The sequence below is a fragment of the Halorubrum sp. Atlit-26R genome (assembly GCF_003666015.1).
Taxonomy (GTDB): Archaea; Halobacteriota; Halobacteria; order Halobacteriales; family Haloferacaceae; genus Halorubrum.
In genome coordinates this window covers 118,171-144,920 of record NZ_QPLT01000009.1, presented here as the reverse complement: position 1 = coordinate 144,920, position 26,750 = coordinate 118,171, and the positions used below count along the sequence as shown (strand labels likewise).

26 protein-coding genes are annotated in these 26,750 nt (G+C 61.4%); 16 read left to right on the top strand and 10 right to left on the bottom strand.

Going from position 1 to position 26,750, the window contains the following annotated elements:
- Nucleotide 1 precedes the first annotated feature (1 nt).
- The gene (locus DVK07_RS11685; RefSeq protein WP_121597221.1) at nucleotides 2-2,344 is read right to left on the bottom strand and encodes a DEAD/DEAH box helicase; all 2,343 of its coding nucleotides are present in this window, start codon (nucleotides 2,342-2,344) and stop codon (nucleotides 2-4) included.
- A 202-nt stretch (nucleotides 2,345-2,546) separates the two neighbouring features.
- Here DVK07_RS11685 and DVK07_RS11680 point away from each other — a divergent pair, with 202 nt between their 5' ends.
- The 5 genes from DVK07_RS11680 to DVK07_RS22665 all read left to right on the top strand — a co-directional run bounded on the left by DVK07_RS11680 (nucleotide 2,547) and on the right by DVK07_RS22665 (nucleotide 8,770).
- Nucleotides 2,547-2,909, top strand: a complete 363-nt coding sequence (locus DVK07_RS11680) for a TRAM domain-containing protein (protein ID WP_121597220.1) — start codon at nucleotides 2,547-2,549, stop codon at nucleotides 2,907-2,909.
- 92 nt (nucleotides 2,910-3,001) lie between these two features.
- Nucleotides 3,002-7,057, top strand: a complete 4,056-nt coding sequence (locus DVK07_RS11675) for an LAGLIDADG family homing endonuclease (protein WP_121597219.1) — start codon at nucleotides 3,002-3,004, stop codon at nucleotides 7,055-7,057.
- 825 nt (nucleotides 7,058-7,882) lie between these two features.
- Nucleotides 7,883-8,338: a hypothetical protein gene (locus DVK07_RS22200; RefSeq protein ID WP_147441152.1), complete on the top strand. Its 456-nt coding sequence runs from the start codon at nucleotides 7,883-7,885 to the stop codon at nucleotides 8,336-8,338.
- Nucleotides 8,335-8,559: a hypothetical protein gene (locus tag DVK07_RS22195; protein ID WP_147441151.1), complete on the top strand. Its 225-nt coding sequence runs from the start codon at nucleotides 8,335-8,337 to the stop codon at nucleotides 8,557-8,559. Before DVK07_RS22200 ends, DVK07_RS22195 begins: the two co-directional genes overlap by 4 nt.
- 46 nt (nucleotides 8,560-8,605) lie before the next feature.
- A complete protein-coding gene (locus tag DVK07_RS22665; RefSeq protein ID WP_158603150.1) occupies nucleotides 8,606-8,770 on the top strand; it encodes a hypothetical protein in 165 nt (54 codons plus the stop codon).
- Between the two features lie 325 nt (nucleotides 8,771-9,095).
- Here DVK07_RS22665 and DVK07_RS22190 read toward each other — a convergent pair whose 3' ends face one another.
- From DVK07_RS22190 to DVK07_RS22175, 7 genes are all read right to left on the bottom strand, one after another.
- On the bottom strand, nucleotides 9,096-9,275 hold the full coding sequence (locus DVK07_RS22190; RefSeq protein ID WP_147441150.1) for a hypothetical protein: 180 nt from the start codon (nucleotides 9,273-9,275) through the stop codon (nucleotides 9,096-9,098).
- Between the two features lie 464 nt (nucleotides 9,276-9,739).
- A complete protein-coding gene (locus DVK07_RS22185) occupies nucleotides 9,740-11,008 on the bottom strand; it encodes a hypothetical protein (protein ID WP_147441149.1) in 1,269 nt (422 codons plus the stop codon).
- 978 nt (nucleotides 11,009-11,986) lie between these two features.
- Nucleotides 11,987-12,862 (bottom strand): hypothetical protein, encoded by an 876-nt coding sequence (locus DVK07_RS22180; RefSeq protein ID WP_147441148.1) that lies wholly within the window; start codon nucleotides 12,860-12,862, stop codon nucleotides 11,987-11,989.
- A 6-nt stretch (nucleotides 12,863-12,868) separates the two neighbouring features.
- A complete protein-coding gene (locus DVK07_RS22660) occupies nucleotides 12,869-13,012 on the bottom strand; it encodes a hypothetical protein (protein WP_158603149.1) in 144 nt (47 codons plus the stop codon).
- A 137-nt stretch (nucleotides 13,013-13,149) separates the two neighbouring features.
- Nucleotides 13,150-13,281, bottom strand: a complete 132-nt coding sequence (locus DVK07_RS24205) for a hypothetical protein (protein ID WP_255410479.1) — start codon at nucleotides 13,279-13,281, stop codon at nucleotides 13,150-13,152.
- 948 nt (nucleotides 13,282-14,229) lie between these two features.
- Nucleotides 14,230-15,180, bottom strand: coding sequence for a tyrosine-type recombinase/integrase (locus DVK07_RS11670; RefSeq protein WP_121597218.1), 951 nt, complete (start codon nucleotides 15,178-15,180; stop codon nucleotides 14,230-14,232).
- Complete coding sequence (locus DVK07_RS22175) at nucleotides 15,181-15,774, bottom strand: hypothetical protein (protein WP_147441147.1); 594 nt, start codon at nucleotides 15,772-15,774, stop codon at nucleotides 15,181-15,183.
- Nucleotides 15,775-15,833: 59 nt separating this feature from the next.
- On the opposite strand from DVK07_RS22175, the gene DVK07_RS11665 reads away from it, so the two are divergent.
- The 6 genes from DVK07_RS11665 (at nucleotide 15,834) to DVK07_RS11640 (ending at nucleotide 19,655) form a co-directional block, all read left to right on the top strand.
- Nucleotides 15,834-16,130: a hypothetical protein gene (locus DVK07_RS11665; RefSeq protein ID WP_121597217.1), complete on the top strand. Its 297-nt coding sequence runs from the start codon at nucleotides 15,834-15,836 to the stop codon at nucleotides 16,128-16,130.
- Between the two features lie 129 nt (nucleotides 16,131-16,259).
- Nucleotides 16,260-16,598 carry a hypothetical protein gene (locus DVK07_RS11660; RefSeq protein WP_017343686.1) on the top strand — a complete coding sequence of 113 codons (339 nt, stop codon included), beginning with the start codon at nucleotides 16,260-16,262 and terminating at the stop codon, nucleotides 16,596-16,598.
- Nucleotides 16,595-17,395 (top strand): hypothetical protein, encoded by an 801-nt coding sequence (locus tag DVK07_RS11655; RefSeq protein WP_394338881.1) that lies wholly within the window; start codon nucleotides 16,595-16,597, stop codon nucleotides 17,393-17,395. Before DVK07_RS11660 ends, DVK07_RS11655 begins: the two co-directional genes overlap by 4 nt.
- Nucleotides 17,396-17,419: 24 nt before the next feature.
- Nucleotides 17,420-18,211 carry a hypothetical protein gene (locus tag DVK07_RS11650; RefSeq protein WP_121597215.1) on the top strand — a complete coding sequence of 264 codons (792 nt, stop codon included), beginning with the start codon at nucleotides 17,420-17,422 and terminating at the stop codon, nucleotides 18,209-18,211.
- The gene (locus tag DVK07_RS11645; RefSeq protein WP_121597214.1) at nucleotides 18,208-18,858 is read left to right on the top strand and encodes a chromosome partitioning protein ParA; all 651 of its coding nucleotides are present in this window, start codon (nucleotides 18,208-18,210) and stop codon (nucleotides 18,856-18,858) included. The genes DVK07_RS11650 and DVK07_RS11645 overlap by 4 nt, the downstream gene beginning before the upstream one ends.
- Before the next feature lie 95 nt (nucleotides 18,859-18,953).
- Complete coding sequence (locus tag DVK07_RS11640) at nucleotides 18,954-19,655, top strand: peptidase (RefSeq protein WP_121597213.1); 702 nt, start codon at nucleotides 18,954-18,956, stop codon at nucleotides 19,653-19,655.
- A 34-nt stretch (nucleotides 19,656-19,689) separates the two neighbouring features.
- On the opposite strand, the gene DVK07_RS11635 is transcribed toward DVK07_RS11640, so the two are convergent.
- A complete protein-coding gene (locus DVK07_RS11635; RefSeq protein ID WP_121597212.1) occupies nucleotides 19,690-19,995 on the bottom strand; it encodes a HalOD1 output domain-containing protein in 306 nt (101 codons plus the stop codon).
- 123 nt (nucleotides 19,996-20,118) lie between these two features.
- Between DVK07_RS11635 and DVK07_RS11630 the strand changes: the two genes are divergently transcribed.
- The 3 genes from DVK07_RS11630 (at nucleotide 20,119) to DVK07_RS22650 (ending at nucleotide 23,700) form a co-directional block, all read left to right on the top strand.
- Nucleotides 20,119-21,648 (top strand): phenylalanine--tRNA ligase subunit alpha, encoded by a 1,530-nt coding sequence (locus tag DVK07_RS11630; protein WP_121597211.1) that lies wholly within the window; start codon nucleotides 20,119-20,121, stop codon nucleotides 21,646-21,648.
- Nucleotides 21,648-23,429: a phenylalanine--tRNA ligase subunit beta gene (gene pheT / locus DVK07_RS11625; protein WP_121597210.1), complete on the top strand. Its 1,782-nt coding sequence runs from the start codon at nucleotides 21,648-21,650 to the stop codon at nucleotides 23,427-23,429. Before DVK07_RS11630 ends, pheT begins: the two co-directional genes overlap by 1 nt.
- A gap of 115 nt (nucleotides 23,430-23,544) precedes the next feature.
- Nucleotides 23,545-23,700 (top strand): hypothetical protein, encoded by a 156-nt coding sequence (locus DVK07_RS22650; protein ID WP_158603147.1) that lies wholly within the window; start codon nucleotides 23,545-23,547, stop codon nucleotides 23,698-23,700.
- A gap of 45 nt (nucleotides 23,701-23,745) precedes the next feature.
- Here DVK07_RS22650 and DVK07_RS11620 read toward each other — a convergent pair whose 3' ends face one another.
- A complete protein-coding gene (locus DVK07_RS11620; protein ID WP_121597209.1) occupies nucleotides 23,746-24,384 on the bottom strand; it encodes a bifunctional 4-hydroxy-2-oxoglutarate aldolase/2-dehydro-3-deoxy-phosphogluconate aldolase in 639 nt (212 codons plus the stop codon).
- Nucleotides 24,385-24,628: 244 nt separating this feature from the next.
- Between DVK07_RS11620 and dgoD the strand changes: the two genes are divergently transcribed.
- Together dgoD and DVK07_RS11610 are read left to right on the top strand one after the other, a co-directional pair.
- Nucleotides 24,629-25,780, top strand: coding sequence for a galactonate dehydratase (gene dgoD / locus DVK07_RS11615; protein WP_121597252.1), 1,152 nt, complete (start codon nucleotides 24,629-24,631; stop codon nucleotides 25,778-25,780).
- 40 nt (nucleotides 25,781-25,820) lie between these two features.
- Nucleotides 25,821-26,651, top strand: a complete 831-nt coding sequence (locus DVK07_RS11610; RefSeq protein ID WP_121597208.1) for an SDR family NAD(P)-dependent oxidoreductase — start codon at nucleotides 25,821-25,823, stop codon at nucleotides 26,649-26,651.
- Nucleotides 26,652-26,750 lie beyond the last annotated feature (99 nt).

The window sequence follows — 26,750 nt, the reverse complement described above, 5'->3', positions numbered from 1 at the left end:
CCTACTCCACCCGGACCGTCCGCGTCGCCGTGACCGGCAGCAGCGGGAGGTCCGGGAAGACGACCTCGACGACGAACTCCAGCTCGTCGGCGTCGGGCGTGCCGAACACGCCGACCGGGACCGTCGCCTCACCGTCGAGGTACGTCGTCGTCGCGGTCATCTCCACGTCGTTGACCGTGACGCGGATCCCGGCGCGGGCGCTCCCGGAGGCGGCGGTCACGGCGACCTCGCACATCTCGTTTTCGCCGACCGCGATGCTGTCCGGGAACTCGCCCCAGTCGACGTCGACCCGGGGACAGTCGCGCGCGGCCTCGACGATGCGCTCCGCGACGGAGGCGCTCATGCCGGCGTTTTCGAGTTCGGTCGCGCCGCCGTCGACCACGTCGGCCGGAGAGGTGAGGCCGGCGTCCGCGAGGCGCTCGGCGCGGCCGGAGCCGACCCCCTCGATCGCCGTGAGCGCGACCGCCTCGCGGGAGACGCCGTGTTCGACGCGCGCCTCCACGCGGCGGGCGAGGTTGGCGGCGCGCGGGCCGGCGAAGCGGTCGAGGAACTCCGCGAGCGCGGCGAGCAGTCGGAGCGCGTTCTGCCGGATCACCCACGCGTCCGACCGGAGGTCGCTGGGGATCGAGTCGGCCATTCCGGCGAGCAGGATGGCGAACACCTTGCGGTGACCGTCTTCGAGGTCGGTGTCGCGCCCGTCGAGAATTCGGTCGATCGCGTCTGACTCGGCGGAGCGCGCGGAGACCGAGTCGAACTCGCCGGCCGACGCGACGGTCTCCAAGACGGAATCGACCGTCAGCGTCTCGCGGTCGGCGAGCCGTCGGAATCGGCGGGCGGTGTCCAAGCGGAGGTAGTACTTCGAGGCGAGTCGCCCGAGTCCGGTCGGCTCGATCGCGAGATTGTCGTCGGCCGCGACGAACCCGTCGTCGACGAGCGATTCGAGCGTGTCGCGCACGCGGTCGCGGAGCGTCGGGAAGTCGTACTGCTCCGGCTGCGACTGCGCGCGGACGTAGTAGAAGGTCGTCTCTAACCACGCCATCACGTCCTCGAGCCCGCGGATGGTGCCCATCGCGATCTCGGCGTTGAGGTGGGACTCGAGGTCCGCCGCGAGCCGCGACTCGATCTCCTTGCCGTCGCGCAGCAGCTTGCGGTACTTGTCGGCGTCGGCGCGGTCGCAGACCACCCAGCCGTACCCCACGTCGTCGTACTCGGGGCGCCCGGCGCGGCCGAGCATCTGGAGCACGTCGAGCGGCGAGATGTCCGTCTCCCCCTCCAGCGGGTCGTGGTACTTCGTGTCGCGGATGACGACGCAGCGCGCCGGGAGGTTCACCCCCCACGCGAGCGTCGACGTCGAGAAGAGGAACTTGATCTTCCCCTGCTTGAACCACTCCTCGACGCGGTCGCGGTCGTCCTTGCCGAGGCCGGCGTGGTGGAAGCCGACGCCGTCGGTGACCGACTGCCGGAGCGTGTCGTTGGTCAGCTCCGTCGCCTCGTTGTGGAAGTCGTAGTCGTCTCGGGAGTCGATCGGGATGTCGCGCTCGGTGATCTCGTCGCGCGCCTTCTTCGCGGCCTGGACCGTGTCCTGCCGCGAGGAGACGAACACGAGCGCCTGCCCGTCCTCGCGGACGTGCGGCTCGGCGAGGTCGAGCGCGCGGTAGAGCCGCCGGTACTTGTCGGCGAAGGCGTTCGACCCGTGCGAGTACGTCTTCACGCCCGTTTCGAGGTCGACGGGGCGGTACTCGTCGCCGAACGCGTAGGTCGTCTCCGCGGGCGCGTCTAACCACTCCGCGACGTCGTCGATGTTCGGCATCGTCGCCGACAGCGCCACGACGCGGGGGTCCTGGAGCCGACGGAGCCGGGAGACGGTGACCTCCAGCACGGCGCCGCGCTTCTCGGAATCGAGCAGGTGGACCTCGTCGATGACGACGCAGTCCACGTCGGTGATGAAGGAGTAGCGCGCGGAGTCGTGCTTCCGCGTCGCGCTGTCGGCCTTCTCGGGGGTCGTCACCAGCACGTCCGCCCGCTCGGCGCGGCGGGGGTTGAGGTCGCGCTCGCCGGAGACGACGTAGACGGAGTAGCCCAGCTCCTCGAACCGCTCCCACTCGCTCTCCTTCTCGTTGGTGAGCGCGCGGAGCGGCGCGACGAAGAGGGCGGTGCCGCCCTCCGAGAGGGTCTTACAGATGGCGAGCTCGGCGAGCGCCGTCTTTCCGGAGGCGGTCGGCGCCGAGGCGACCACGTTGTGGTCGGTCTCCAGAATTCCCGGGAGCGCCTCCCGTTGCATCCGGTTGAACTCGTCGAACCCGAAGGCGTCGGCGAACTCCGGCACCGCGTCCGCGACCTTCACGGCACACCACACCCGTGCGCGAGTCGTCGGGAACCGCGGCTGTGTCGCATCGGATCGAGAGGGGGGCTTCGAGGGCAAAGGCGTTTCTCATGCGGGCGCGAGGAGAATCGGACCGTCCGAGCGGCGAAGCGCGAAGCCGCGGGGCGCCGAAGCGCCGCCGCGGACCCACATCGTTTAGGCGACCGCGGCCGACCGGGCGGGTATGATTCCCACCTCGCCGCTCGTCGTCGGTATCGCCGCCGCGGTCGCGGTGCTCGCGCTGTTCGTGCTCGCCCGCCGGCTCCGCGGACCGTCGGCCGACGCGCGCGAGTCGAAGCGCGCCCACGACGCGGCCCAAGAGCGCGAACCGCCCGTCGAGATCGGCGAGACGTACGAGTTCGGCGTCACCGAGCTGACCGAGCACCACTCCGGCGACGAGGTCGCCGTCGGCAAGGTCGAGGGGTTCGTCGTCTTCACCGAGGAGATCCCGAGCGGGCTCGAACCGGGCGACGTGATCCGCGCGAAGGTGCTCTCCTTCAACGAGGGGCGCACCTCCGCCGACGCGACGTTCGTCGGGCGCGCGTAGTCGGGGACGGATCGTCGGAGCGAAACGGCGGCCGCGACCACGTCCGCCCCGAACCGGAGGTTCATACGTGATGCCGACGAAGTGGTGTCGCAATGGCTCAGGCCGGCACCCAGGACCTCACGGAGCGGTTCATTCAGTTCTATCGCAACTACTATCGGGAGGAGATCGGACAGCTCGCGCAGCGGTACCCCAACGAGCAGCGCTCGCTGTACGTCTCCTACGACGACCTCTTTCAGTTCGACCGCGACCTCGCCGAGGACTTCCTGAACAAGCCGGAGCAGATGCGCGAGTACGCCGAGGAGGCGCTGCGGCTCTACGACCTCCCCGCCGACGTCAGCCTCGGCCGCGCGCACGTCCGCATCGAGGACCTCCCCGAGAGCGTCGACATCCGCGGCATCCGCGTCCACGACGACCACATCGGCAAGCTCGTCTCGATCCAGGGCATCGTCCGGAAGGCCACGGACGTCCGCCCCAAGGTGACCGAGGCCGCCTTCGAGTGCCAGCGCTGCGGCACGATGACGTACATCCCGCAGTCCGACGGCGGCTTCCAAGAGCCCCACGAGTGTCAGGGCTGTGAGCGGCAGGGCCCGTTCCGCGTCAACTTCGACCAGTCCGAGTTCGTCGACTCCCAGAAGCTCCGCATCCAGGAGTCGCCCGAGGGACTGCGCGGCGGCGAGACCCCCCAGTCGATCGACGTCGACATCGTCGACGACATCACCGGCGAGGTGAGCCCCGGCGACCACGTCACCTGCGTCGGCGTCCTCCACATCGAGCAGGTCGAGCAGGGCAACGAGAAGTCCGCCATCTTCGACCTCTACATGGACGGCGTCTCCATCGCCATCGAGGACGAGGAGTTCGAGGACATGGACATCACGGAAGCGGACAAACGCGACATCATCGAGCTCTCCGAGCGCGACGACATCTACGAGGCGATGGTCGGCTCCATCGCGCCCGCCATCTACGGCTACGAGGAGGAGAAGCTCGCGATGATCCTCCAGCTGTTCTCCGGCGTCACCAAACACCTCCCCGACGGGTCGCGGATCCGCGGCGACCTCCACATGCTCCTGATCGGTGACCCTGGTACAGGTAAATCTCAGATGATTTCGTACGTAGAAAACATCGCACCGCGCTCGGTGTACACGTCCGGGAAGGGGTCGTCCGCAGCGGGGCTGACGGCCGCGGCCGTCCGGGACGACTTCGGCGACGGCCAGCAGTGGTCCCTCGAAGCCGGCGCGCTCGTCCTCGCGGACAAGGGAATTGCGGCAGTCGACGAGCTCGACAAGATGGACTGCGTCACGGGCGACACGCTGGTCTCGCTCGCCGACGGGCGCGTCGAGCGCATCGACGAGCTGTCGCGGGAGGCCGCCGAGGACGGCGATGTCGAGGAGCTCTCGAACGGTCGCCGCGTCCGCGACGTCGACCTCGACGTCTGGTCGATGGACGAGGACGGCAACCTCGTCGAGCGCTCCGTCTCTGCGGTCCACGAATACGACGCGCCGTCGGAGCTGACCCGGGTGACGACGGAGACCGGGGAGTCACTGACCGCGACGGCCGACCACCCGTTCTTCGTCCTGGACGACGGCGAGCGCGTCGAGCGCGAGGCGGCCGCGCTCGACGACGGCGACTGGGTGTACGTTCCCCGAGAGATTCCGACGAAGGCCGCCGACGGCGGAGCGGTGGCCGCGAGCGGCGGAGATGGACCGACGACCGAACCCGTGGACAGCGAGGGAATCGACGCTGACGGCGTCGACGCCGCCATGGCGAGCGTCCTCGGGTACCTCTCCGGCGACGGGAACGTCTACTACGACCGCGACGAGGGCGTCTACGGCGTCCGGTTCACCAACGCGGACGACGAGCTCTTGGACGACTTCGAGCGCGCGGCGCGGGCGGCGTTCGACGCGGAGCCGACCCGTCCGCCGAGCGAACAGCGCGACGACGGCGTCGAAACGGTCCGCGTCACCGGGAAGGAACACGCCGACGCCGTCCTCGACGCGGGGATGAACCTCGGTCGGTACGACGGGAAGTGCTTCCCGACCGCCGTTTCGACCGGGGGCCGCGCGGCGAAGGCCGCGTTCGTTCGCGCGCTCGCCGACAGCGAGGGGCACGTCGACGAGTCGGCCGGAAACGTTCGGATCGCGTCGGCGAGCCGAGACCTGCTGGACGGAACGCGGAACCTCCTGTTACAGTTCGGCGTGTCGAGCCAGCTCCAGCACCGCGAGCGGCATGGGGGCCGCGACGTGTACTACCTCACGGTGACCGACGCGGACTCGCTCGCGGCGTTCCGGCGGTACGTCGGGTTCACGGCGGCACGGAAGGCGGCGGCGCTCGACCGCGTCGTCGACGCGGCCGACGGCGACCGCACGATCCTCGACGTGGTCCCGGAGGTCGACGACGTGCTGGCGCGGTGTCGCGACTCGCTCCGGCTCCACCAGAGCGAGTGCGGAGTGAATGCGGTTACGTACCACGACTTCGAGAGCGGGGCCGCGAACGTCTCGCTCCGCCGTGCCGAGCGGATACTCGCCGGGTTCGAGGACCGCCGGGAGCGCGCAGACGACGACCGCGACGCGCTCGACGAGACGACGACGTGGGAGACCCTCTCGGAGCTTCGGAGTCGATACCACGTCACGCAGTCCGAGTTGGCCGAGGGAACGGCGCTGTCCCAACAGCAGATCTCCCGCGAGTGGGGCGAGAGCGAGGCGGTCCGTCGGACGGTGACCGAGCGACTCCGAGCGGTTCTCACCGAAGTCGCGGAGACCGACCTCGACGACCTCCGAGGGTTCGTCCGCGGCGACGTGAAGTGGCGTCGGGTCGAGTCGGTCGAGACGGTTCCCCCGGAGTCGGTCGAGCACCGCGGCGAGGTGCTCCGGCAGCGCCTCGCCGACGTCATCGGCGGGCCGACCGAGACGGTCGAACGACGCGCGCGAGAACTCCTCGACCGCGGTCCGGTCGGCGAGACGCGGACGGAGCTGTCGGCGGCGGTCGACGCGTACGGAGTCAGTCAGGCGGACGTGGCGTCGAGACTGGACGTGACGCAGGCGACCGTGTCGCGCTGGCTCTCCGGCGCCGTCGAGACCGACCGGCTCGGCGACGTGCGTGAGGCGGTCGCGAGCGGGGTGACCGCCGTCAGGGAAGAGCTGCGGTCGATACTGACGCGGATCGACGACGGGGAGCGCCCGCGGGTGTACGACCTGACGGTCGAGGGGACGCACAACTTCGTCGCGAACGGGCTCGTCGTCCACAACTCCTCCGACCGCTCCGCGATGCACGAGGGGCTCGAACAACAGAAGATCTCCGTCTCGAAGGCCGGGATCAACGCGACGCTGAAGGCGCGGTGTTCGTTGCTCGGCGCGGCGAACCCCAAGTACGGCCGGTTCGACCAGTACGAGCCGATCGGCGAGCAGATCGACTTGGAGCCGGCGCTCATCTCGCGGTTCGACCTCATCTTCACGGTGACGGACAGCCCGGACCCGGAGCACGACTCCCGGCTGGCGAAACACATCATCAAGACGAACTACGCCGGCGAGCTCAACACCCAGCGCGAGGAGCTGGCGAGCTCGGAGTTCACCTCCGAGCAGGTCGCGGCGGTGACTGAGGAGGTGGCGCCGGAGATCGACTCGGAGCTGCTGCGGAAGTACATCGCCCACGCGAAGCGGTCCTGCTTCCCGACGATGACCGACGAAGCGAAGGATCTCATCGAGGATTTCTACGTCGACCTGCGCTCGAAGGGCGCGGACGAGGACGCGCCGGTGCCGGTGACCGCGCGGAAGCTAGAGGCGATGGTGCGGCTCTCGGAGGCGAGCGCGCGGGTGCGCCTGTCGGACACCGTCGAGCGCGAGGACGCCGACCGCGCGACCGACATCGTCGAGTCGTGTCTCAAGGACATCGGCGTCGACCCCGAGACGGGGCAGTTCGACGCCGACGTGGTCGAGACGGGCACCTCGAAGAGCCAGCGCGACCGCATCAAGAACATCAAGGGGCTCATCGCCGACATCGAGGAGGAGTACGAGGAGGGCGCGCCGGTCGACGAGGTGCTCGACCGCGCCGGCGAGATCGGGATGGACCCGGGGAAGGCGGAGCAGGAGATCGAGAAGCTCCGGACGAAGGGCGAGGTGTACGAACCCAAGCAGGGCCACCTCCGGACAACGTAGATGGACCGCATTTAACGCAGAACGCTATACTTCTTATACATTGTTCCGAGCCATAGGAGATGAATATAGATGTTCTGAATTCACATTCTCTTTCTAATCTCCGAACCCTCTCCGGTCATGCGATTTGGGTAAATAATGCTATTCTGTGAAATTTATATAATGGTTGTACATTCCTGTGGTGGGAAGAGTTAGCAAACAGAAAACCTCCCGAAAGTGGCCTTGTATTAAAACCCCCAAGGCAGGGTTATGACCTACTCTTGAAACACCAAGAAGGCGAAGAGCGAGGAAGAGGTTTTCTTTTTCCCACAAAGGGGAAAGGACATGAATTTGCCCTTACTGTATATTTACGAATCAGAAACTTAAAAATATATCGATTGTGACTTGATAATTGGATAAGTAAACAACCATAGTTACATTCAAGATTGAAATGGCAGATTGTAAATAGAAATAAGTTAAAATCCTAGTTTCAAAGGGGATTTGGCGATTTATGTCGCTCATGTGGATTTGAGGGTAGGATATAGTCTATCCTACGAAATCAGGGAGTATTGTACTATCTACCTGCTAAACATCGATAATCACCCTTCCTCTAAATCCCTAATCCGTTGATATTGACCCTTACAATCCCCTTAGCTTGCCAATCTACATCTCCAATTCAAAGATATGCCCAATAGCAATAAAATTAGAATATAGTAAGAAGAGAGCTTGAGAGTGTCAAAATCGGGGAGAGCATACCTAACTACCCCCCAATGTATGATCTGCCTTGCGTCTAGCGATTTTCCTGAAAGAGAGAAAAGGATAACTGTTATTCTGAACAAAGTTTCTGCTATGAATATCCCTCTAATTAGCAAAGATGAACGGGAAGATTGGGTCAAAGTTCTAGAAGCTATGTATGAGAATCATATCATAGTTGATCCGGAAGTGAGTAGCGGAATGCTAAGTGCGCGAGAGGCTAACCAGTTTGTGACTCCTGCTGTTAGTTTTTATCGAGAAGTAGAGCCAAAGTTTGACAAGGATATCATGCCGATAGTTGAGAATTTAGAGCAAGTTGGTCTTGTGAAAATTAATAGAAACACGGGATACGGTGGTTTTGACGATCTTGATGCTGATAGAAATGTTCCGGTCCCCGGTCTTACACAAGAGGGATTAGAGCTAGCTCATAACATCAAAACAGAGCGACAGCAGCAAACGACCAACGAACTTCTGCTATGGTTGACTGTAGCTCTTACCGTGTTGACGATCGGATTACTTTGGCTGGAATTATTCCGCATCTTTTATCTATGAACGAACGTCAGAAAGTCTCTTTTGAAATAGCTCTCACAAGGATGTCATGGGTAATATACGCCGGGGTATTTTGGTATTTTATTGAAAACTTTTCAGATCCGGCTATGTGGGTATTTGCCTTTGTTCTGGTATTCCTAATGGAATATCGGTTAGCAAGGTGGACATTTGAACTTGAAGCAGAAAAACAGGATTTGATTGATGAAATAAGAGAGCAAGACTGACAACTAATAGGCAAATATTTAACAAGTTCTAGTGTAAAGAACAAGTATGGTAGAAATCAGCAAGGAAGGCAATATGTCGTTTAGTGTCGAGTCAGATGGGGACCATGTAGATATAGACATTGACGACGGGACCGTGAACTTGAGGCTTTCAAATGAAGGAGCCGAAGAGTTTGCAGAACACTTGCTAGAAGAGGCAGGAAAATCCGAATAGCCGACCAAGGAGCAAATGGATTCTAAGGAGACTCAGTTGTACATATAGTAGATAGAATAAGATTTCAAATGATGATGAGGGGCAAACCACTTGTCCCACCCTCAAGAGTGATTTTTGTTAACGCTCTGTGCCATTCAAAGATTCTAGAGAATTACTCCGTATAGCAGAGAGAATCCTACACTCAACATCCCGAAGCTCAATCCCATAGGCACTAACGAATTGCCAAAGCCCCTCTCCCCGAAAAACACCTGATAGCAAAGGATTGAGCCAAAGATTAGCAAAGTCGCTCCAAGTCCAAAGCCGAACGATGAAAGGAGAGTGAATATCATAGATATCCTTCCTCTTCAAGCAGCTTTCCAAGTGCTACCTCAACCAGCTTCTTTTCTTGATAGTTCTTATCATAGCTGTAGTTCTCTAGAGCTTCGATCAAATTCTCGTCAGAAATCGCACAGCGAATTAGTTTAATGTCGGTTCCATCGTCGTTGTTATTTACTGATAAACTCATAGTTAGTAGTCCCAAATTGAGTCCTTATCTTCAACACAAAAAGGACAATAATATTCGTCACTCGATTCATCAAACAAAGGAGTCTGACCACAGTTACATTCCAATTCGTATGTCCATAGCTCATCGAGAGAGTCGTTCTGCTCGATGAGTAGAGGGGCTTGAAGATAGCCCATGGCAGTTTCGTGAAAACTCCCGAAGATCCTAGTGTGGAGTCTCCTTGGCACGTCAAATTCCAAGTGATCCAAGTTAACGACGATCTTGCTAACGCTGAATCCCTCTGGTCGATCCTCCAATACCTCCCGGCATATTCGATGGTAATCTAAGTCGCTCATAGGGAGTATATAAGGTGTATGCCGTTTTCGATGGTCTTAGAGGGTTGTACTGCCTGAAAATCGAACCGTGGTATATCATGGACAGTAGTATAGTAGTTATTAGAGTTAGTTAACATAGTATTTCTATTACTATTATTTCTCATAGGATTCTTTGATCGGCTTGTAACTTTCATCGTTATTTAGTCTAGTTAACTCTTCAACATACTCCGTATTTATATCTTTATTCTTGTAAACCCCGTGGGAAATTCTTTCAATTAATTCTAATTCCATCATAATTCCTAATCCTTTCTTGATGCTATCTTCATGATATAAATCCTTAGTTTTGATATTGTATATTTGATCGTATAGTTCATTAGCCTCCACATCTTCATTTTCAAGGAAGTATTCCGCCACTTGTTCTCTGAAATTGAACGACAGAGCGTTAATGTAGTAGGGTCGTGAAACATACTCTTCAAAATTCAACACGTCTTTAGCATGAGTCTCATTCTCATGATACTTTAGTTGTTCAGTACGGAAGATCGGTAATTCCTCTTCGAAGATGTGTTGAACAATCTTTCTGTCGGCATTGAAGCGCCATGCCAATTCTCTGCTTAGTTCTATTTCGTTCCGTGATCGATCTTCGGGTTGAGCAAACCATAGTTGCTTGAGTTTATCGTTATCATGAATGACGTGTCTTAGCCTATCCCTGAATGAATCCGTCCCCGGTAAGTTATCCTCGCAGTAGGATTCAATATCGAATGAGTCGGGTAGAGTATCGATTTCTTCCCTTTCCTTCTGGTTATGACCCTTACCACTACCCGACCCTTCGGACTTCTTTTCTATTGGTATATCGTTCAGAATTTCTCGGATAGAATCGATTTCTACGGTGGGAGCTTGAGCGTTAGTCTCCAAGTCGTCGTATTGGTGATTGTCGTCTATCTTCGATGGTGGGACAAGTGCATATCCAGAGGTAAGAAGCTCTAAGTCGTGTTTGTCTCCTTGGAACGTTACTTTTTGTTTGAATTGGTCCAAATGCTGATACGCATCCTGAGTAACTGTTAGTAGGTGATTGGATCCACCGGATTGACTTTGCCATGATATCAGAGCCAATTCAGAGATTGACTGTAGGAGGTTATCAGGAATATCACCGTAACTCTCCTTATCGAAAACGACTGTATAGCCTCGTTCAGTATCGATCCCTAGCCTGATAGCGATATTTCGTTTTCGGGATAACAGAAAGCCCATCTCTCTCGCTGTTTTGAGCCTATCTGGATTATTCCAACCACCGAACCCGGCTTTCGTTCTTGGTTGGATGGAATGGAATACAGGGGTTTCATCGAATAACTCGACATATTTCGATATTTCAGTTGCTTGTGCCGCTGAACCAATACATTTATTATCTTGGGGATGTAATTTACTCATGTTAGGAAATAGAAGTCATATGCTTGCTTCCTCCGGTTGTGTGCCACCACAACCGATTTTGCTTACTTCATCGCATAGATATGCGATTTAAATCCGCATTCGTTTAGATTCTTTCTTACTTACTTTAGAATCTCATCGTTTAAAAATCTTGCCAAGTGCTTGTTAAAACTCCTTCTATTTTTCTAAAAAATAAGTACGTTAATTATCCACATATTAATATTTAGTCTGAAATATTAGGATATTAAAAGATTTAGAAAGATATTTAAAGATTGGATTCTTAGATTAAAGTGCTATTGCCCAAGCAAACAAAAACTGAGGGACCGAATAAGCTCTCAGTTTTTCATTCATCGTAAGCTATTGCTCTTAGTTATTAGCAGATGTCCAAATATATTGGACTAAATTCAAAAGAATTAAATAATTTGGGTTCTTAATTTAAATTGCTTTGACTGTTTCGAATCAAGGAGGTTTTTAAACTTTCCTCCTTGGTTTTGTTTTGCTCCTAGTGATAATATCGGAGATTAGTTTCTTTTTCGAAGCGAGAAATGTCAATTATGACAGTAACATTACCCTCCAATTCGTCTCTAGAGTAACCGATTAGCTCATTATCTTCATGTAGATCCTCTTTGATTTCCTCCAAGTGGCGATCATCGACAGTTGAGGTGAAATAAGAGTCTGTGGTAACTATGGTCATTTTGCTAAATACTCCTTGAATCCGCGGTTAAAGTCACACTTGGGACAATCGGTGATAATAGTAAGACAGAGCTTCGCATCTCCGAGAAAAGAGAGATTAAGATTATCCTCTGATACTGCTATATCAGTCTGACATCGGGGACAAGGGACGTTATCGATCATTTGGCAAACCCGCAGTTTCGACATTGAGAAAAGAACGTGTAACCAATCCCACTTGGAGATCCCGGAACTTCTTCTTCCTGATAGGAAGGATCACCACAACGAGGGCATTTTGAGTGAGGCATTATCTTAATCCTCTCTCACAACTGCTATCACAGTCGAACCAGAGTCCTTTTCAATTTCTACTTCCCCATCGAAGGGTTCGCTCCGATAGTTCCTCAGAGCATGCATTAGCTCTTCATCCTGTGTGGTGACTCTCTTGGAGTTTGGACCGACCGACTCATACATTGATTTCGTGGAGGATTGATTCAAATCCTCCACGAAATCATGCCAATACTCCTTGTCAGAATCCTTCCATGCCTCAAGTCCTTCATCTAATTCCTCAATTTCAGTAGAAGGATCCTTTATCTCGGGTTCAGACTCTTCTAGAAAGCTAGAGTAACGCTCTTCGACTGTCTCAAGAGCTTCTTGTAATTCAGCCTCATCGACGTGAGAACTATTGTCGTCAGACATTACTCGCTGTAGCATTTCGCCCGTCATGTCCCGGACTTTACGGTCCATGACAGGATCGCGGTACGCCTCTCGAATTCTCTCCTTTTCTAGCTCCTTCTTGTTCTTTGCTACCTCCTTGTTATGCTTTCGCACACCCTCACGAATTCCGTCCCATACTTCATCGATATCTTCGGGTTCGGACTCTCCTTTTAGCGTCCTTTCCCGATCTTGAAGCTCTTCAATCTCGTCGTCCGTGAAAAATTTTTGAACCTTATTAGAATCCAGATCCGCCTTGATATATCGCTCATCCTCCTTTCTTTCGCGGATTCTAGGATTTCCACCTTCCAACTCTTCTACTACAATATCCGTTTCAGGATCTAACTCTTCAATCTCCGAACGAGATAATTCAGCTACGTTCGATCCGCCGGTATTCCCGCTTCCCTTTGGCTGGATAATGTTGTTATTTCTACCTGTGCGCTCTGCCTGTTTCAGATTAGCTCCTTGTGTCGTCATATTAAATCAATCCTCAAAACCTAATTCGCTCTGTAAATAATCGTTATACGACTCTCCCCAGTCCATATTCTGCTGCATATGTTCCACTAATCCCCGTTCAAGGGTTACTGTGGTTTTATCCTCAATCCACTTAGAGTTATTTTCACACATATTCTATTAGTTAATTAGAACTATTAATATTTAAGAGTTTTCATTTATATTGAACATATTTGGAGATTCTAAAGTTAAAACCCCTAGCAGTTTAGAGGATGAGTATTTCTATATTGTATTATCTAGTATATTCTCAATTACATCATATGGTCTAAATCCTCAGCCATATCTTTTGCCTCTTCAGCTTCCCATCTAGTCTCTTCTAATTGATTTCTGATTTCAATAATCTCGTCTCTTATCTCCCCAATCTCAAGGTACAGAACGAACATGATTCCGATGTCCATAGTTAAGCCTACAAACGTGAATCCAAACCCGATCCACCGACTATTAGGGAAAAGTAGCGGTTGAAGATATCCAGTAGAAATCAAGAGGATACCAATAGCCGCTAAAAGGGCTTTGACTCTTAGACTTTGATCCTTGATTAACTGAATATACCTGTTTGACATATGGGAAAGCCAACGACCCATTTTCAAAGTTCTATCGTTACCTCAAAATCCGCAAACGGTGTTCTCAGGTGGATACGTATAGATTTACCACCTAATTCTAAGCAAATAGACATCCGGATTATTGCTCCAAATAGCTAAACAAATAGCTCAAAGTAATACAATCCCCAAATTTATGACAAGTATTACAGAAACTTTCCTAAAACTTTGAGAAAGTTAATAGAATATCAAAAGGAACAATAGAATATGAAATAATAATCTCACACTCTGCTATTCTATAACTCTCTTCCTTCCTTAGCGATCCGTCTACTCTCTAAGACCCAAGCTCTGTGCCTCCTAAGCGTTTTTCCATGAGATACGACCCAAACCACTTGGAGGCAAATCAAAGCTCACAGATTACAGTATATGGGCATACAGTACACTCAGAATAGATTTGAGCCTATCACCGAAGCTCTGAATGAGAAAAGAGTCTGATTGTAGCTCAAGAGTGATCGTCTCCCTCCTATCCCACCTCCGAATCAATACGATCCACCTTCGACCGACTTGGAGCTAATCTCCCTATCTTGTGTTATCCTCATCAACATAATAACATTATTGAAAAGAAATACTACTATAAAGAAACAAGGCATCATTCTTGTAGGCTATCTTTCTAGTAACTAAGTAAGGATATATCTCTAATTCCTTCGCCGTATGGCGATTTTTGGGTGAAATAGAAAGTGGGGACGCACATCGACATTAATGAGGCTATCCCGGATTGCGGGACTAGAAAGACAATCAGGCAGGAAACGAATCCTGATATTCCTTCTTAACATCGGTGTCAATCAAATCAAGATATTGCTGAGTCGTGGAGATATCTGAGTGACCCAAGTGCTTCTTGATGAAAGCAATATCAATCCCTGATTTAAGAGAATGCACAGCATGTCCATGCCTGATTGTATGAGACGTGATTCTATATCGGGGTTCTCCGTTAACGTCGTTCCCAACTACCTCTTGGATCCCGGCGTTCTCTGCCGATCTTCTAACGATTTTATTGATATTGCCCGGAGCTATTTTTTCGGATTTCCGTGAGACGAACAGGTAACTGGATTGATCCGCCGACGTGAACCTATTCCGGTATCCACGGTTGATATACTGTTCTAGTAGGATATCCAGCGAGGGTTGAAAGAACACCTCTCTCCAATCTCCCGTTTTCGGAGCGAATATATCGATCTTGCGTTCCTCCCTGTCAATGTCGTTTAGCTCAATCAGGGACGCTTCGGATTGCCGAATTCCCGTTTGCCACATTAACTCGATGAGCAATTCGTTCCGGAGCTTGGGATCGGGGACGTGCTTTTTGAGTTGATCCTTTTCGCTTTCAGAGATATATTTGATATCCTGTTTATCCTCTCGCCTCTTCCTCTCTTCATGCGATCCTGAGGAATCTCCGGTGTAATTCGCGTTTTTCAGTCTATCGCTATTAAAAGGAGACTCATCCTGTTCGGTGATATAGTCATAGTATTTTTTCAGAGAGTAATATCTATTAGAAATAGTGGCGTCACTATATCCGTTCTCTCTTATTTCGTTCAGATATTCGTTTATCTCTTCATATCCAGCATTAACAGGCTCAATGTCGTGTTTTTCGCACCAAGATAGATAATCTTCCAAGTCACCCTTTCTCTTAGCGACTGTCGAATCTGCCAAGCTCCCCCGTTCTAGTTCCTGTTCAATGAAGCTCTGAATACTCATTTACACGTCCCTCCAATAGCGTTCCTTGCCCTCATGCTCTGTTACCCGGACTCTGCCGGACATGTCGCTCACAAGCTTTTCTAGGGCTTTCCGTGCATCTAGCTCAGTCACTTCAAAGATATCAGCAAAGGACTCTGTGGTGCCTTCCCACCCATAGAGCCTTTTACGCGCTTCTTCCGAATCTCCACGGTCAATATGACCCTCTTCAATAGCCTCCAATTCATCATTCTTGTCGTTCCGTTCAATTTGCCACGCATCCGTTCCGGGTTCTTTGTCCGGGAGATATTGGAAGATATCGTTTGCTAGCTTGTTTATTTCGGGATCTTCTTGTGTTGAGGTTTCAATACGTGAAAGACGGTTCTCTAATTGCCCGATATTGTTCTGGATATCGTTGAGAGTCCTACTGATACTCTCTAGGTGTTCTGAGTTGGATTCGGAACCAGATTCTCCCGTATCTCCTTGTATCTCTTTTTCAACGGAGAGACGAACAAGATCGGACATGCTATTCACTTCAAGCGATTCATCAGCATATTCTTGCCACCGTTCTTTCGCTTCCGGAGCGATTTTGACATTGACTTGCTTACGTTCGGGCATGGCAACACGCTTGAATTCGGTATCAGAGAATATAACGATTGGTACCAATTTCAACTAATATGGACCGCATCTCCGCGATACGGAACGTCGAGGACGCGCTCCGCGAGTTCGAGAACGGCGACGCCGACCTCGCGGCCACCGAGCGGCGCGTGGCGGCCGTACTCCGGACGTACGCGACCGAGTTCGACGGCGACGGTGACGTGTTCCGCGCGGTCGGCGACGACCCGGTCGACGACACCGTCGTCGTCGCGCCCTCGGAACCGGCCGCCCGCGAGCGCGTCCTCACGGCCTGTGGCCTCGACGAGGGGGACCCGGAGGGTGACGCCGATCCCGAGTTCGACGTCGAGCGGTTCTAACGTCCGACGGCGGGCGGTTCCAACCGCCGACAGCGGGCCGACGAAGGGCGAACCGACCCGCCGTCGCTGAAGGCGGTTGAAACGTTCCGGTCCGGAACGGATAAATTTCAAAACCGACCACCGGCGGGCGTGCTGCTGGTCGTGACGTACTCGGCGGCCGCCCGAACCGGCCTCCGGAACCTGTGTCGTCGCCACGAGTCGGTCGTCGCCCGGCGGTTCGGCCGCGCCGCGCTGTTCGACGAGACGGTGTACGCCGCCTTCCTCGCGCTCCGGCTGCGGGAGTCACACGGCGGAGACGTCCAGATAGAGCGCACCGAACCGTTCAACGAGTTCGTCGCCGTCGACGAGCCGGTCCGGAAGGCCGCCGCGGCCTACGCGGACCGGTCCGCGGAGTCGACGCCGTACACCGCCTTCGCGGCGGGGACGGAGCATCCGGACCCGGACGCCATGCGCGACCGGGAACTGTGACCGGGGCGATGTCGGTCCCGCCGGATTCCGACGATGACAGCGAGGCGGACGGCTCCGTCGGCGTTGAGGAGCGTCCGGAACCGAGCGCGGTTCTCGGGCGACTCCCCACCGAGGCGGGACTCCGGCGACAGCTCGCGGCGGCCGCGCGCTCGCGGGGACGGACCGCGTCGGTCGCGCCCGAGATCGACGAGATCGAGGCGGAGCTCGCGGCGATCGAGATCGAGCCGGTGGACCTGACGGCGGCGCGGCGGCGGGTCGCCGAGACGACCGGAGAGACCGAGCGGCTGAAAGAGCGTGTCGCGGCGCTGCGCGGCGACGCCCGAGCGCGCCGCGCGGTCGACGCCGAGGCTGACGAGACGCTCGGCGACCTGGAGGAAGCGGCCGCGGAGCTGTCGGCCGCGCAGACGGAGGCCATCGCCGCCGAGCAGGCGCTCGAACGCGCGCGGGCCGAGGCGGCCCGGAACCGGGACGAGCGGCGACGACGGCTGCGGCTCCGCGACCGGCTCCGAAACCGGCTGCGGACCGCCCGCCGCGAACTCGCCGAGGCGGTCTATCCGTCGTTCCGCCGCGCGCTGGGGGTCGTCCCGGGCGGCGACCCGAGGGCGGCCGGCGCGGCGCCGGACGACTACGACGGGGATCCGGTCGCGGCGTCGCTCGCGGCGGTCAGGGTCGCGGCGCTCGACGGGGTTGTCGAACTGCGCGGCGACGCGGCCCGGAGGGTCGCGGCATCCGAGCGGGGCGCGAGGTCGCTGCTCCGGACCGCGGAGGTCCGCGTGGGGTCCGACCCGGACACTTAAATGCGATTCCGCGGCACCCGGCGCATGGAACTCGACTGGTCCGTCGACCGCGAGGGTGACGCGTCGCTCGTCGGCGTCCGGGTGCGCAACGACGGAGCGGTCCCGCGGCGCGTCCGGATCGAAAGCCGGCTAGACGGCCCGGTTCTCCCGCCTCGGCGCGGCGGCGTCCCCGAATCCGGATGGGACACTAGAGGCGTGACCGCGGTGATCGATCCGGGCGACCGCGCGGCGTTCGGGTTCGCGGCGCTCGCCGACCCCGTCGACCCGCCGGTCGAAATCGCAAGCGTCGAGCCCGTGAGGGAGAACGCAGACGACGGTCGTACGGCGGCCGAGAGCGAGTCCGACCTCGCGCGGGCCGCAGTCCGGGACCTCGAATCGCATCGCCCCCCGCGGCGCGCGGTCGCCGGAGAGGACGCCGGCGATGCCGTCAACGAGGCGGGCGGTGACGTGGGAACGGTCGACGGCGAGGAGGACGGCGTGGACGGGGGAACGGTCGACGGCGAGGAGGACGGCGACGCGGACCGATCGACGGTTCCCGACTTGCCGCCGAGCGCGGCGGCGCCCGACGACATCGACGCGTGGTTCGCGGCCGTCGAGGCGCGGATGGAGCGGGCGGAGCGGCTGGCCGACGCCGACCTGGCGACGGCGACGGCGGTCGTCGAGGAGGCCGGCGGCCTCGACGCGGTGGAGGGACTCGATGAGCGCGTCGCCGCCGACGCCGAGCGCCTGAAGGCGGTCCGCGACCGCGCCGCGGCGCTGGCAGAGCGCGCCGAGGAGAGCGAGGTCCCGACCGAGGCGCTGGAGGCGTTAGCGTGATCCTCGCGGTCGCGGGCGGGAAGGGCGGCGTCGGGAAGACGACGCTCGCGTACAACGTCGCCGCCGAACTCGACGGCGTCGTCGTCGACGCCGATCTCGGGATGGCGGACCTACCGGACGGCCGCGGACCCGACCTCCACGACGTGCTCGCCGGCGCGGCGGACCCGATAGAGACGGTTCGGTCGGGGCCGGTCGACGTCGTCCCGTGCGGGCGGACGCTGGCCGGCGCGCGGGCGGCCGACCTGACGCGGCTGAAGGGGGCGGTCGCCGCGGTCGAGCGCGAGTTCGGGACCGTCGTCCTCGACTGTCCCGCGGGACGCCGCGCCGACGCCGGCGTACCGCTCGCGGTCGCGGACGCCTGCCTCCTCGTCGTCTCGCCCCGGGCGTTCGCGCTGGCGGACGCGATCCGCACCCGGGAGCTCGCCCGCGAGCTCGACGCCGGTCTGGTCGGCTGCGCGGTCAACCGCGTGACCGAGCCGCCGCCGGTCGAACCGATCGGCGACGCGCTCGGCGCGCCCGTCGAGGTGGTCCCGGCCGACCCGCGCGTCGGTCGGTCCGTCGCGACGGAGCGACCGATCGTGAGCGCCGCGCCCGACAGCGAGGCCGCGGCGGCGGTCAGGGCGCTCGCGCGGCGCGTTCCGGCGTGAAGAGGGCGGGACGGGTGAGATGCGCGAGACGGAAAAACCGGGAACGCGTCGCGACACCGCGCCTTTTTACTCCGGTCGTCCCGTCGGCGAGAGCGATGATCGGAGTCGCGTTCGTCGTCGGCGTCGGGGTCATCTCCGCGCTCGCGGTCTCGGTGGGACCGCTGTACGCGGCCGACCGCTACCGGGATTTACGGGAGCCGACGGACGCCGAGCGCGCGCAGATCGCGGCGCTGACGGACCCCGCCGGACTCGAACTCGACCGGGTCGCGATCGAGTCCGTCGACGAGGCGGGGAGCGGCGACGGCGCGAGCAACGGGGGAGGGTCGGCGGCCGGCCCCGCCGAGGTCGCCGTCCGCGGGCCGCCCCGGCGCCGGGTGCTGTTCCTCACGGCGGACGTGTTGACCGACCTCGACGAGGACGTCGCGGTCGGGCTGCTCGCCGCGGAGGCCGGGCGAGTCGCGGCGTACTACGCCGAGTTCCGCGCCGTCGCGGTCGGCGCCGTGCTGGCGACGCTGGCGGCGGTCGTCACGACGCTCGTCCCGTTCGAGTCCGGCTTCGCCGCCGTCATCGCCGTAGGGATCGCCTCCTTCTGGGCCGGCCGCCGGGTCCAGTACGCGGCGGACGCCCGCGCCGCGGACGCGGTCGGCGCGGACCGCGTCGCCGACGCGTTCGAGCGCGTCGCGGAGCGCCGCGGGGTCGAGCCGGAGACCGGCGACTGGTCGACGTGGTTCGAGGTCCAGCCGCCGCTCGGCGATCGGATCGCGCGGCTCCGCGAGCGGGCGGCAGACGGAGAGTAGCGGCGGAAAACGGGTCCGCGCCGTCGACTGCGTCTCAGTCCCGCACTCGGCGAGCAACCGCGGAGTCGGGGCCGACGCGGACGTCGTAGCCCGCCACCGTGAGCGAGACGTCGACGTCGGCGTCGGACCGCCCCGAGACGAGCGCGTTCAGCGCGTCGGGGTCGACGTGTTCGTACAGCACGACGCCCTCCTCGGACAGGTCGACGGGGTCGACGTCGACGAGTTCGGCGATCGCCTCGACGACCGCGAGGCTGGGTGCGGGACCGTCGCCGCCGTGACAGACGCGGGCCGTCTCCGGAACCGAGCCGGAATCGTTCGATCCGGCCGTTGCGCTGCTCATAGCTCCTCTACTCGGATACGGTATATAACTCGATCGTTCAATTTATCAGAAATGATTCTCTTTCGAGTCAGTCCGGTCCCGGAACCGTTACCAACCAGCCGCCCGAGTGTAGGGATAACTCGAATGCGACTCCCGGAACGACAGCTCGCGGTCCTCGAGGCCGCGAGCGCGACGGACGAACGAACGGTGGCGGAGATAGCCGCGGAGACCGATCTGAAGCCGGAAACGGTCGCCGGCGCGGCGTTTGACCTCGCCGACGAGGGGCTCGTCGAGGTCGGGTCCGCGACCGACGAGACGCTCGAACTCACCGACGAGGGACGGACCTACGTCGAGGCCGGGCTCCCCGAGACGCGGCTCTACCGGGCCGGGCTCGACGCGGGCGCCGACGCCGAACCGGTCTCGATGGGCGCGGTCATCGGCGAGGCCGGCCTGGATGGCCCCGAGGTCGACATCGCGCTCGCGAACTTCGCGCGGAAGGGCTTCGGGAGCGTCGACGGCGGCGAGCTCTCGGTCGACCCGGACGCCGACCCGGACACTGACCCCGAGGCGACGGCGCTCGCCGCGCTCGCCGACGCCGGCGGAGCGGGCCTCGACGCGGACGCCCTCGACGTCGACGAGGCGGTGATCGACCAGTTGGACTCGCGCGGGCTGGTGGCGGTCGGCGAGTCGGTCACGCGGACGGTCCGGCTCACCGACGACGGCGTCGACGCGCTGATGACCGGCGTGGAGGCGACCGAGACGGTCGGGGCGCTCACGCCCGAGCTCCTCGCCAGCGGCGAGTGGCGCGACGCGGAGTTCGCCGAGTACAACGTCGAGGCCGACGCGGAGACGGCCCGCGGCGGCCGGAAGCACGTCCTCCGTCGGACCGCCGACCGCGTCAAGGACGTGCTGGTCGGGATGGGGTTCCAGGAGATGGAGGGCCCGCACGCGGACGCCGACTTCTGGATCAACGACTGCCTGTTCATGCCCCAGGACCACCCGGCGCGGACCCACTGGGACCGGTTCGCGCTCGACGTGGACCCGATGGAGGGAATCCCGGACGAGCTGATGGCCCGCGTGGAGGCGGCCCACCGCGACGGGTGGGGGGTCGACGGCGACGGCTACCACTCGCCGTGGTCGGCCGACTTCGCCCGCGAGGTCGCGCTCCGCGGTCACACCACCTCGCTGTCGATGCGCTACCTCTCGGGGATCGCGGGCGCGGAGCTGGGGCCGCCCCAGCGCTACTTCTCGGTCGAGAAGGTGTACCGCAACGACACGCTCGACCCGACGCACCTCTTGGAGTTCTTCCAGATCGAGGGGTGGGTGATGGCCGAGGACCTCTCGGTGCGCGACCTGATGGGCACCTTCGAGGAGTTCTACCGACAGTTCGGCATCACGGACATCCGGTTCAAGCCGCACTACAACCCCTACACGGAGCCCTCCTTCGAGCTGTTCGGCGAGCACCCGGAGACGGGCGAGGAGATCGAGATCGGCAACTCCGGCGTCTTCCGCGAGGAGGTCACCGGCCCGCTCGGCGTCGACTGCGACGTGATGGCGTGGGGGCTCGCCCTCGAACGGCTGGCGATGCTCACGACCGGGGCAGAGGACATCCGCGACCTCCACGGGACCTTGGCCGACATCGACTTCCTGCGGAACGCGGAGGTGAGCTACTGATGCCCGTCGTCGACATCGACCCCGACGAGCTGCGCGAGCTCACCGGCCACGAGGAGAAGGACGACGAGGAGCTGAAAGACGACCTGTTCGGGCTCGGCTTAGAGTTCGAGGGCGAGACCGACGACGGGATGTTCCAGTTCGAGTTCGCGCCCGACCGGCTCGACCGGCTGAGCGTCGAGGGGGTCGCGCGCTCGCTGCGCTACCACTACGGCGACGCCCGCGGCGTCTACGTGCCGAACACGAACGACCCCGAGTGGACGATCGAGGTGGACGAGTCGGTGCCCGACGAGCGGCCGTTCGTCACCGGCGCCGTCGTCCGCGGCGTCGATCTCGACGAGGCGGCCTTAGAGTCGCTGATACAGCTCCAGGAGAAGCTCCACGCGACGATGGGCCGCGGCCGCGCGAAGGGCGCGATCGGGATCCACGACCTCGCGATGGTGAAGGGCGCGCCGCTCCAGGAGGGCGCGGAGCCGTCGATCACCTACCGCGGCGTCAACCCCGACGGGGATACCTTCGTCCCGCTCGACGCGAACGACGAGCTGACCCCGAACGAGGTCCTCGACGAGCACGACACGGGGACGACCTACGCGGACCTCGTCGAAGGGCTGGACCGCTACCCGGCGATCTACGACGAGCTCGGCCTCTTCTCGTTCCCGCCGGTGATCAACGGGAAGCGCACCGAGGTGACGACCGGCTCTCGCGAGCTGCTCGTCGAGCTCACCGGCACCGACCAGTGGACGATCGACCGGATGTGCAATATCATCTGTTACGCGCTGTCCGCCCGCGGCGCGACGATCGAGGCGGTCGAGGTGAACTACGCCGACGGCGCGACGCACCCGGGCGAGTACGGGGCCGAGCTCGTCCGGCCGAACCTCGACGTCGACGAGAAGAGCGTCTCGCACGACCGGATCGAGACGCTGCTTGGCGTCGACTTCGAGCCCGAGGAGGTCGTCGACTGCTTCGAGCGCGCCGGCCTCGACGCCTCCTACACCCTCGACGAGGACGTGACCTACGAGGTGTCGATTCCGCCGTACCGCGTCGACGTGCTCCACCCGCTCGACCTCGTCGACGACGTGGGGCGCGCGTACGGCTTCGACAACTTAGAGCCGCGCTACCCCGACGTGGGGACGGTGGGGGGACGCCACGAGCGCTCGCGCTTGGAGGACGCGGTCCGGACGAGCCTCGTCGGCCTCGGCTTCGAGGACCTGCTGAACTTCCACATGACGAGCGGGACGGAGAACTACGACCGGATGAACGTCGAGCCCGGGACCGGGGGCGCGGCGATCGCCGACGGGGAGACGGCGAACGCGAGCGCCGGCGTCTTCGGCGGCGGCGACCCCGTCGAGATCACGGAGCCGTACAGCGAGGAGTACACCCAGCTCCGCACCTGGGCGCTCCCGTCGCTCGTCATGCTGTTGGAGCGGAACACCCACAACGCCTACCCGCAGGACGTCGCCGAGGTCGGCTTCGTCGCCGAGCGCGACGACGCCGAGGAGGCGAACGTCGCCGAGTCCCGCCGCGTCGCCGGCGCGGTCGCCCGCCGCGACGCCTCCTACGAGGCCGCGAAGGGGCGCCTCCAGGCGCTCTGTGACGACTTCGGCGCCGAGCTGGCGACCCCGCGGACCGAACACCCCTCGTTCATCGAGGGGCGCGCCGCCGACGTCGAGATCGACGGCGAGCGCGTCGGCGTGATCGGCGAGCTCCACCCCGCGGTGCTCGTCGAACACGACCTGGAGGTGCCGGTCGCCGCCTTCGAGTTCGAGCTCGACGCGCTGCGGTAGCGGCCGCGGTCGGAAGGACCCGAGCGGGATCTCCGTTCCGTCGGTTTCCTAACGAATTATCACAGATCCGACTGCGAGCAGAAGACATATATCCGTCTTGGCGTAGTGGCCGGCCATGAACTGCGAAAAGTGCGGCGTCGACGCTCCGCTCGCGCACCGGGACGTCGACGGCTTCGCGTACTACCTGTGTGAGGCCTGTATCAGCGGGTGGGACGCGGTTCGGGCCCCCTCCGCCGACGCCGCCGACGAGGCCCGGTCTCCCGCGCGGTAGCGGGCCTCGGGTTCGGCGGCGACGCCGGATCGGAGCGGTGAGCGGTCACTCCCGAGCCGCAGCGACGGCCTCGACGACGGCGCGCGCGTTTTCCCGGATCGCGTCGAAGTCGCCGTCGGTGACCGCCTCGCCGTCGACGATCGAACTGCCGACGCCGACCGCGACCGCGCCCGCCCGGACGTACTCGCCCGCGTTTTCGGCGCCGACGCCGCCGGTCGGCACGAGCGGGACCTGCGGGAGCGGGCCGCCGATCGCCGCGACGTGGTCCGGGCCGCCGGTCTTCGCGGGGAACACCTTCACCGCGTCGGCGCCGGCCTCGTAGGCCTCGATCGCCTCGGTCGGCGTGTACGCGCCGACGACGACCGGGGTCCCGTAGCGGTTCGCCGTCCGGATCACGTCGCGGTTCACCGTCGGCGTGACGAGGAACTCGGCGCCGGCGAGCTGCGCCGCGCGCGCGGTCTCGGCGTCGAGGACGGTGCCGGCGCCGACGACGGCGTCGTCGGTGCGCTCGGCTATCGCCTCGACGGAGGCCATCGCGTTCGGCGTGTCCGCCGTCACCTCCAGCGCCGTCACGCCGGCGCCGACGACGGCGTCCGCGACCGCCACGGCGTCGTCTCGCGCCGCGCCGCGGAGGATCGCGATCACGCCGCCGTCCGTGATCCGGTCGAGTCGGTCGGTTCGCATGCGTGGTCCTGCTCGTCGCGGGGGCTTAAATCGAGGTGTGTCGCGGCCGTGTGGGGACGCCCGCGGTGCGACCGCACACACCCGCTATTTAAGAGACCGACGGGTAAGTACGACCGTGGCGACGGACCGGTCCGCGTCGGACGCGGGCGACGACGGACGGCGACAGACGGCGCGCGACCCGCGGCGACCGGCGGCGTGCGGGTCCCGCGACCGACGGACCGGTTCGGAGTTACCCAAACTCACCATGTACATCACCGACTACGAGCTGTTCGAAGTGCCGCCCCGCTGGCTGTTCCTGAAACTCACGACGAGCGACGGGAGGGTCGGCTGGGGGGAGCCCGTCGTGGAGGGCCGCGCCAAGACGGTCGCCGCGGCGGTCGAGGAGCTGCTCGACAACTACCTGCTCGGCGAGGACCCGACGCGGATCGAAGACCACTGGCAGGCGATGTACCGCGGCGGCTTCTACCGCGGCGGCCCCGTGCTGATGAGCGCCATCGCCGGCATCGATCAGGCGCTGTGGGACCTCAAGGGGAAGCAGTTCGGCGCGCCAGTTCACGAGCTGCTCGGCGGCCGCGCGCGCGACCGGGTCCGCGTCTACCAGTGGATCGGCGGCGACCGCCCGGCGGACGTGGGCGAGGCCGCGCGCGAGAAGGTCGACGCGGGCTTCTCCGCGCTGAAGATGAACGCCACCCCGGAGTTAGAGTCGATCGACTCGCCGGCCGCGGTCGACGCCGCGGCCGAGCGGATCGCGGCCGTGCGGGAGGCGGTCGGCGACGAGGTGGACATCGGCGTCGACTTCCACGGCCGGGTTGCGAAGCCGATGGCCCGCCGGCTCGCCTCGGCGCTGGAGCCGTACGACCCGATGTTCATCGAGGAGCCGGTGTTGCCCGAGAACAACGACGCGCTGCCGGCGATCCGGGCGTCGACGACGATCCCGATCGCGACCGGCGAGCGGATGTACTCGCGGTGGGACTTCAAGGAGGTGTTAAAGGCGGACGCGGTGGACCTGATCCAGCCGGACGTCTCCCACGCCGGCGGGATCACGGAGCTGAAGAAGATCGCGTCGATGGCGGAGGCGTACGACGTGTCGGTCGCGCCGCACTGTCCGCTCGGGCCGATCGCGCTCGCCTCGTGTATCCAGGTCGACGCCTGCACGCCGAACGCGCTGATCCAGGAGCAGTCGCTCGACATCCACTACAACGAGACGAGCGACGTGTTGGACTACCTCGCCGACCCGTCGGTGTTCGAGTATCGGGACGGGTTCGTCGAGGTTCCCGACGGCGACGGGCTCGGGATCGAGATAGACGAGGAACACGTCCGCGAGCAGTCCGAGGAGGACGTCGACTGGCACAACCCGGTCTGGCGCCACGACGACGGGTCGGTCGCGGAGTGGTGATCGCGATGACGGTCCAATCGCGGCGACCGCGGGGTGAGCGATGACCCGCCGTCCGGAGTCGCCGACCGAGGGGTCGGTCCCCGGACGGTTCGCCGGCGAGACCGCGATCGTCACCGGGTCGACGCGCGGGATCGGCGCCGGGATCGCGGAGCGGCTCGCCGCCGAGGGGGCGAACGTCGTGGTCAGCGGGCGCTCCGAGGGGGTGGGGGAGGCCGTCGCCGAGCGGATCGCGTCGGGGAGTGCGGAAGGAGACGCGACGTTCGTCCGCGCCGACATGCGCGACCCGGACGACGTGGCCGCGCTGGCGGAGGCGGCCGCCGAGCGGTACGGCTCGGTCGACGTGCTCGTGAACAACGCGGGCGTCCAGACGGAGACGGCCGCCGACGACGCGACGCTCGACGACTGGGCGTTCGTCGTCGAGACGGACTTCCGGGCGTACTGGCTCGCCGCGCGGGCCGCGCTCGAACACATGGACCGCGGCGCGATCGTCAACGTCTCGTCGAACCACGCGTACGCGACGATGCCGGCGCACTTCCCGTACAACGCCGTGAAGGCGGGGATCAACGGGATGACGCGGTCGCTCGCGGTCGACTTCGGTCCCCGCGTCCGGGTGAACACGGTCGTCCCCGGCTGGGTGGAGGTCGAGCGCACCCGCGAGGAGCTCCCCGAGGGACGGCTGGAGGAGGTCGAGTCGATCCACCCGACCGGGCGGATCGGGACGCCGGCGGACGTCGCCGGCGCCGTCTCATTCCTCGCGAGCGAGGACGCCGCGTTCGTGACCGGGGCCGCGCTGCTCGTCGACGGCGGCCGCGGCGCGGTGATGCAAGACGACGTGCTCCCGGACTACCGGGCGCGAGAGGACGCGGAGTAGACGGTCGCCGCGGCGCGGAGAGGCGGGCGCCGCGAGGGAGATGCCCGGGAGGGCCTCTCCCGCGGTCGGCGGCGATCACCCGTTCTTATAATCGGCCGA

What these genes read in the sequence shown, in the direction of transcription:
- DVK07_RS11680 (WP_121597220.1), top strand. Translation starts at nt 2,547, where the DNA reads ATGATTCCCACCTCGCCGCTCGTCGTCGGTATCGCCGCCGCGGTCGCG.
- DVK07_RS11675 (WP_121597219.1), top strand. Translation starts at nt 3,002, where the DNA reads ATGGCTCAGGCCGGCACCCAGGACCTCACGGAGCGGTTCATTCAGTTC.
- DVK07_RS22200 (WP_147441152.1), top strand. Translation starts at nt 7,883, where the DNA reads ATGAATATCCCTCTAATTAGCAAAGATGAACGGGAAGATTGGGTCAAA.
- DVK07_RS22195 (WP_147441151.1), top strand. Translation starts at nt 8,335, where the DNA reads ATGAACGAACGTCAGAAAGTCTCTTTTGAAATAGCTCTCACAAGGATG.
- DVK07_RS22665 (WP_158603150.1), top strand. Translation starts at nt 8,606, where the DNA reads ATGGTAGAAATCAGCAAGGAAGGCAATATGTCGTTTAGTGTCGAGTCA.
- DVK07_RS22190 (WP_147441150.1), bottom strand. Translation starts at nt 9,275, where the DNA reads ATGAGTTTATCAGTAAATAACAACGACGATGGAACCGACATTAAACTA.
- DVK07_RS22185 (WP_147441149.1), bottom strand. Translation starts at nt 11,008, where the DNA reads ATGAGTAAATTACATCCCCAAGATAATAAATGTATTGGTTCAGCGGCA.
- DVK07_RS22180 (WP_147441148.1), bottom strand. Translation starts at nt 12,862, where the DNA reads ATGACGACACAAGGAGCTAATCTGAAACAGGCAGAGCGCACAGGTAGA.
- DVK07_RS22660 (WP_158603149.1), bottom strand. Translation starts at nt 13,012, where the DNA reads ATGTGTGAAAATAACTCTAAGTGGATTGAGGATAAAACCACAGTAACC.
- DVK07_RS24205 (WP_255410479.1), bottom strand. Translation starts at nt 13,281, where the DNA reads ATGTTCGTTCTGTACCTTGAGATTGGGGAGATAAGAGACGAGATTATT.
- DVK07_RS11670 (WP_121597218.1), bottom strand. Translation starts at nt 15,180, where the DNA reads ATGAGTATTCAGAGCTTCATTGAACAGGAACTAGAACGGGGGAGCTTG.
- DVK07_RS22175 (WP_147441147.1), bottom strand. Translation starts at nt 15,774, where the DNA reads ATGCCCGAACGTAAGCAAGTCAATGTCAAAATCGCTCCGGAAGCGAAA.
- DVK07_RS11665 (WP_121597217.1), top strand. Translation starts at nt 15,834, where the DNA reads ATGGACCGCATCTCCGCGATACGGAACGTCGAGGACGCGCTCCGCGAG.
- DVK07_RS11650 (WP_121597215.1), top strand. Translation starts at nt 17,420, where the DNA reads ATGGAACTCGACTGGTCCGTCGACCGCGAGGGTGACGCGTCGCTCGTC.
- DVK07_RS11640 (WP_121597213.1), top strand. Translation starts at nt 18,954, where the DNA reads ATGATCGGAGTCGCGTTCGTCGTCGGCGTCGGGGTCATCTCCGCGCTC.
- DVK07_RS11635 (WP_121597212.1), bottom strand. Translation starts at nt 19,995, where the DNA reads ATGAGCAGCGCAACGGCCGGATCGAACGATTCCGGCTCGGTTCCGGAG.
- DVK07_RS11630 (WP_121597211.1), top strand. Translation starts at nt 20,119, where the DNA reads ATGCGACTCCCGGAACGACAGCTCGCGGTCCTCGAGGCCGCGAGCGCG.
- pheT (WP_121597210.1), top strand. Translation starts at nt 21,648, where the DNA reads ATGCCCGTCGTCGACATCGACCCCGACGAGCTGCGCGAGCTCACCGGC.
- DVK07_RS22650 (WP_158603147.1), top strand. Translation starts at nt 23,545, where the DNA reads ATGAACTGCGAAAAGTGCGGCGTCGACGCTCCGCTCGCGCACCGGGAC.
- DVK07_RS11620 (WP_121597209.1), bottom strand. Translation starts at nt 24,384, where the DNA reads ATGCGAACCGACCGACTCGACCGGATCACGGACGGCGGCGTGATCGCG.
- dgoD (WP_121597252.1), top strand. Translation starts at nt 24,629, where the DNA reads ATGTACATCACCGACTACGAGCTGTTCGAAGTGCCGCCCCGCTGGCTG.
- DVK07_RS11610 (WP_121597208.1), top strand. Translation starts at nt 25,821, where the DNA reads ATGACCCGCCGTCCGGAGTCGCCGACCGAGGGGTCGGTCCCCGGACGG.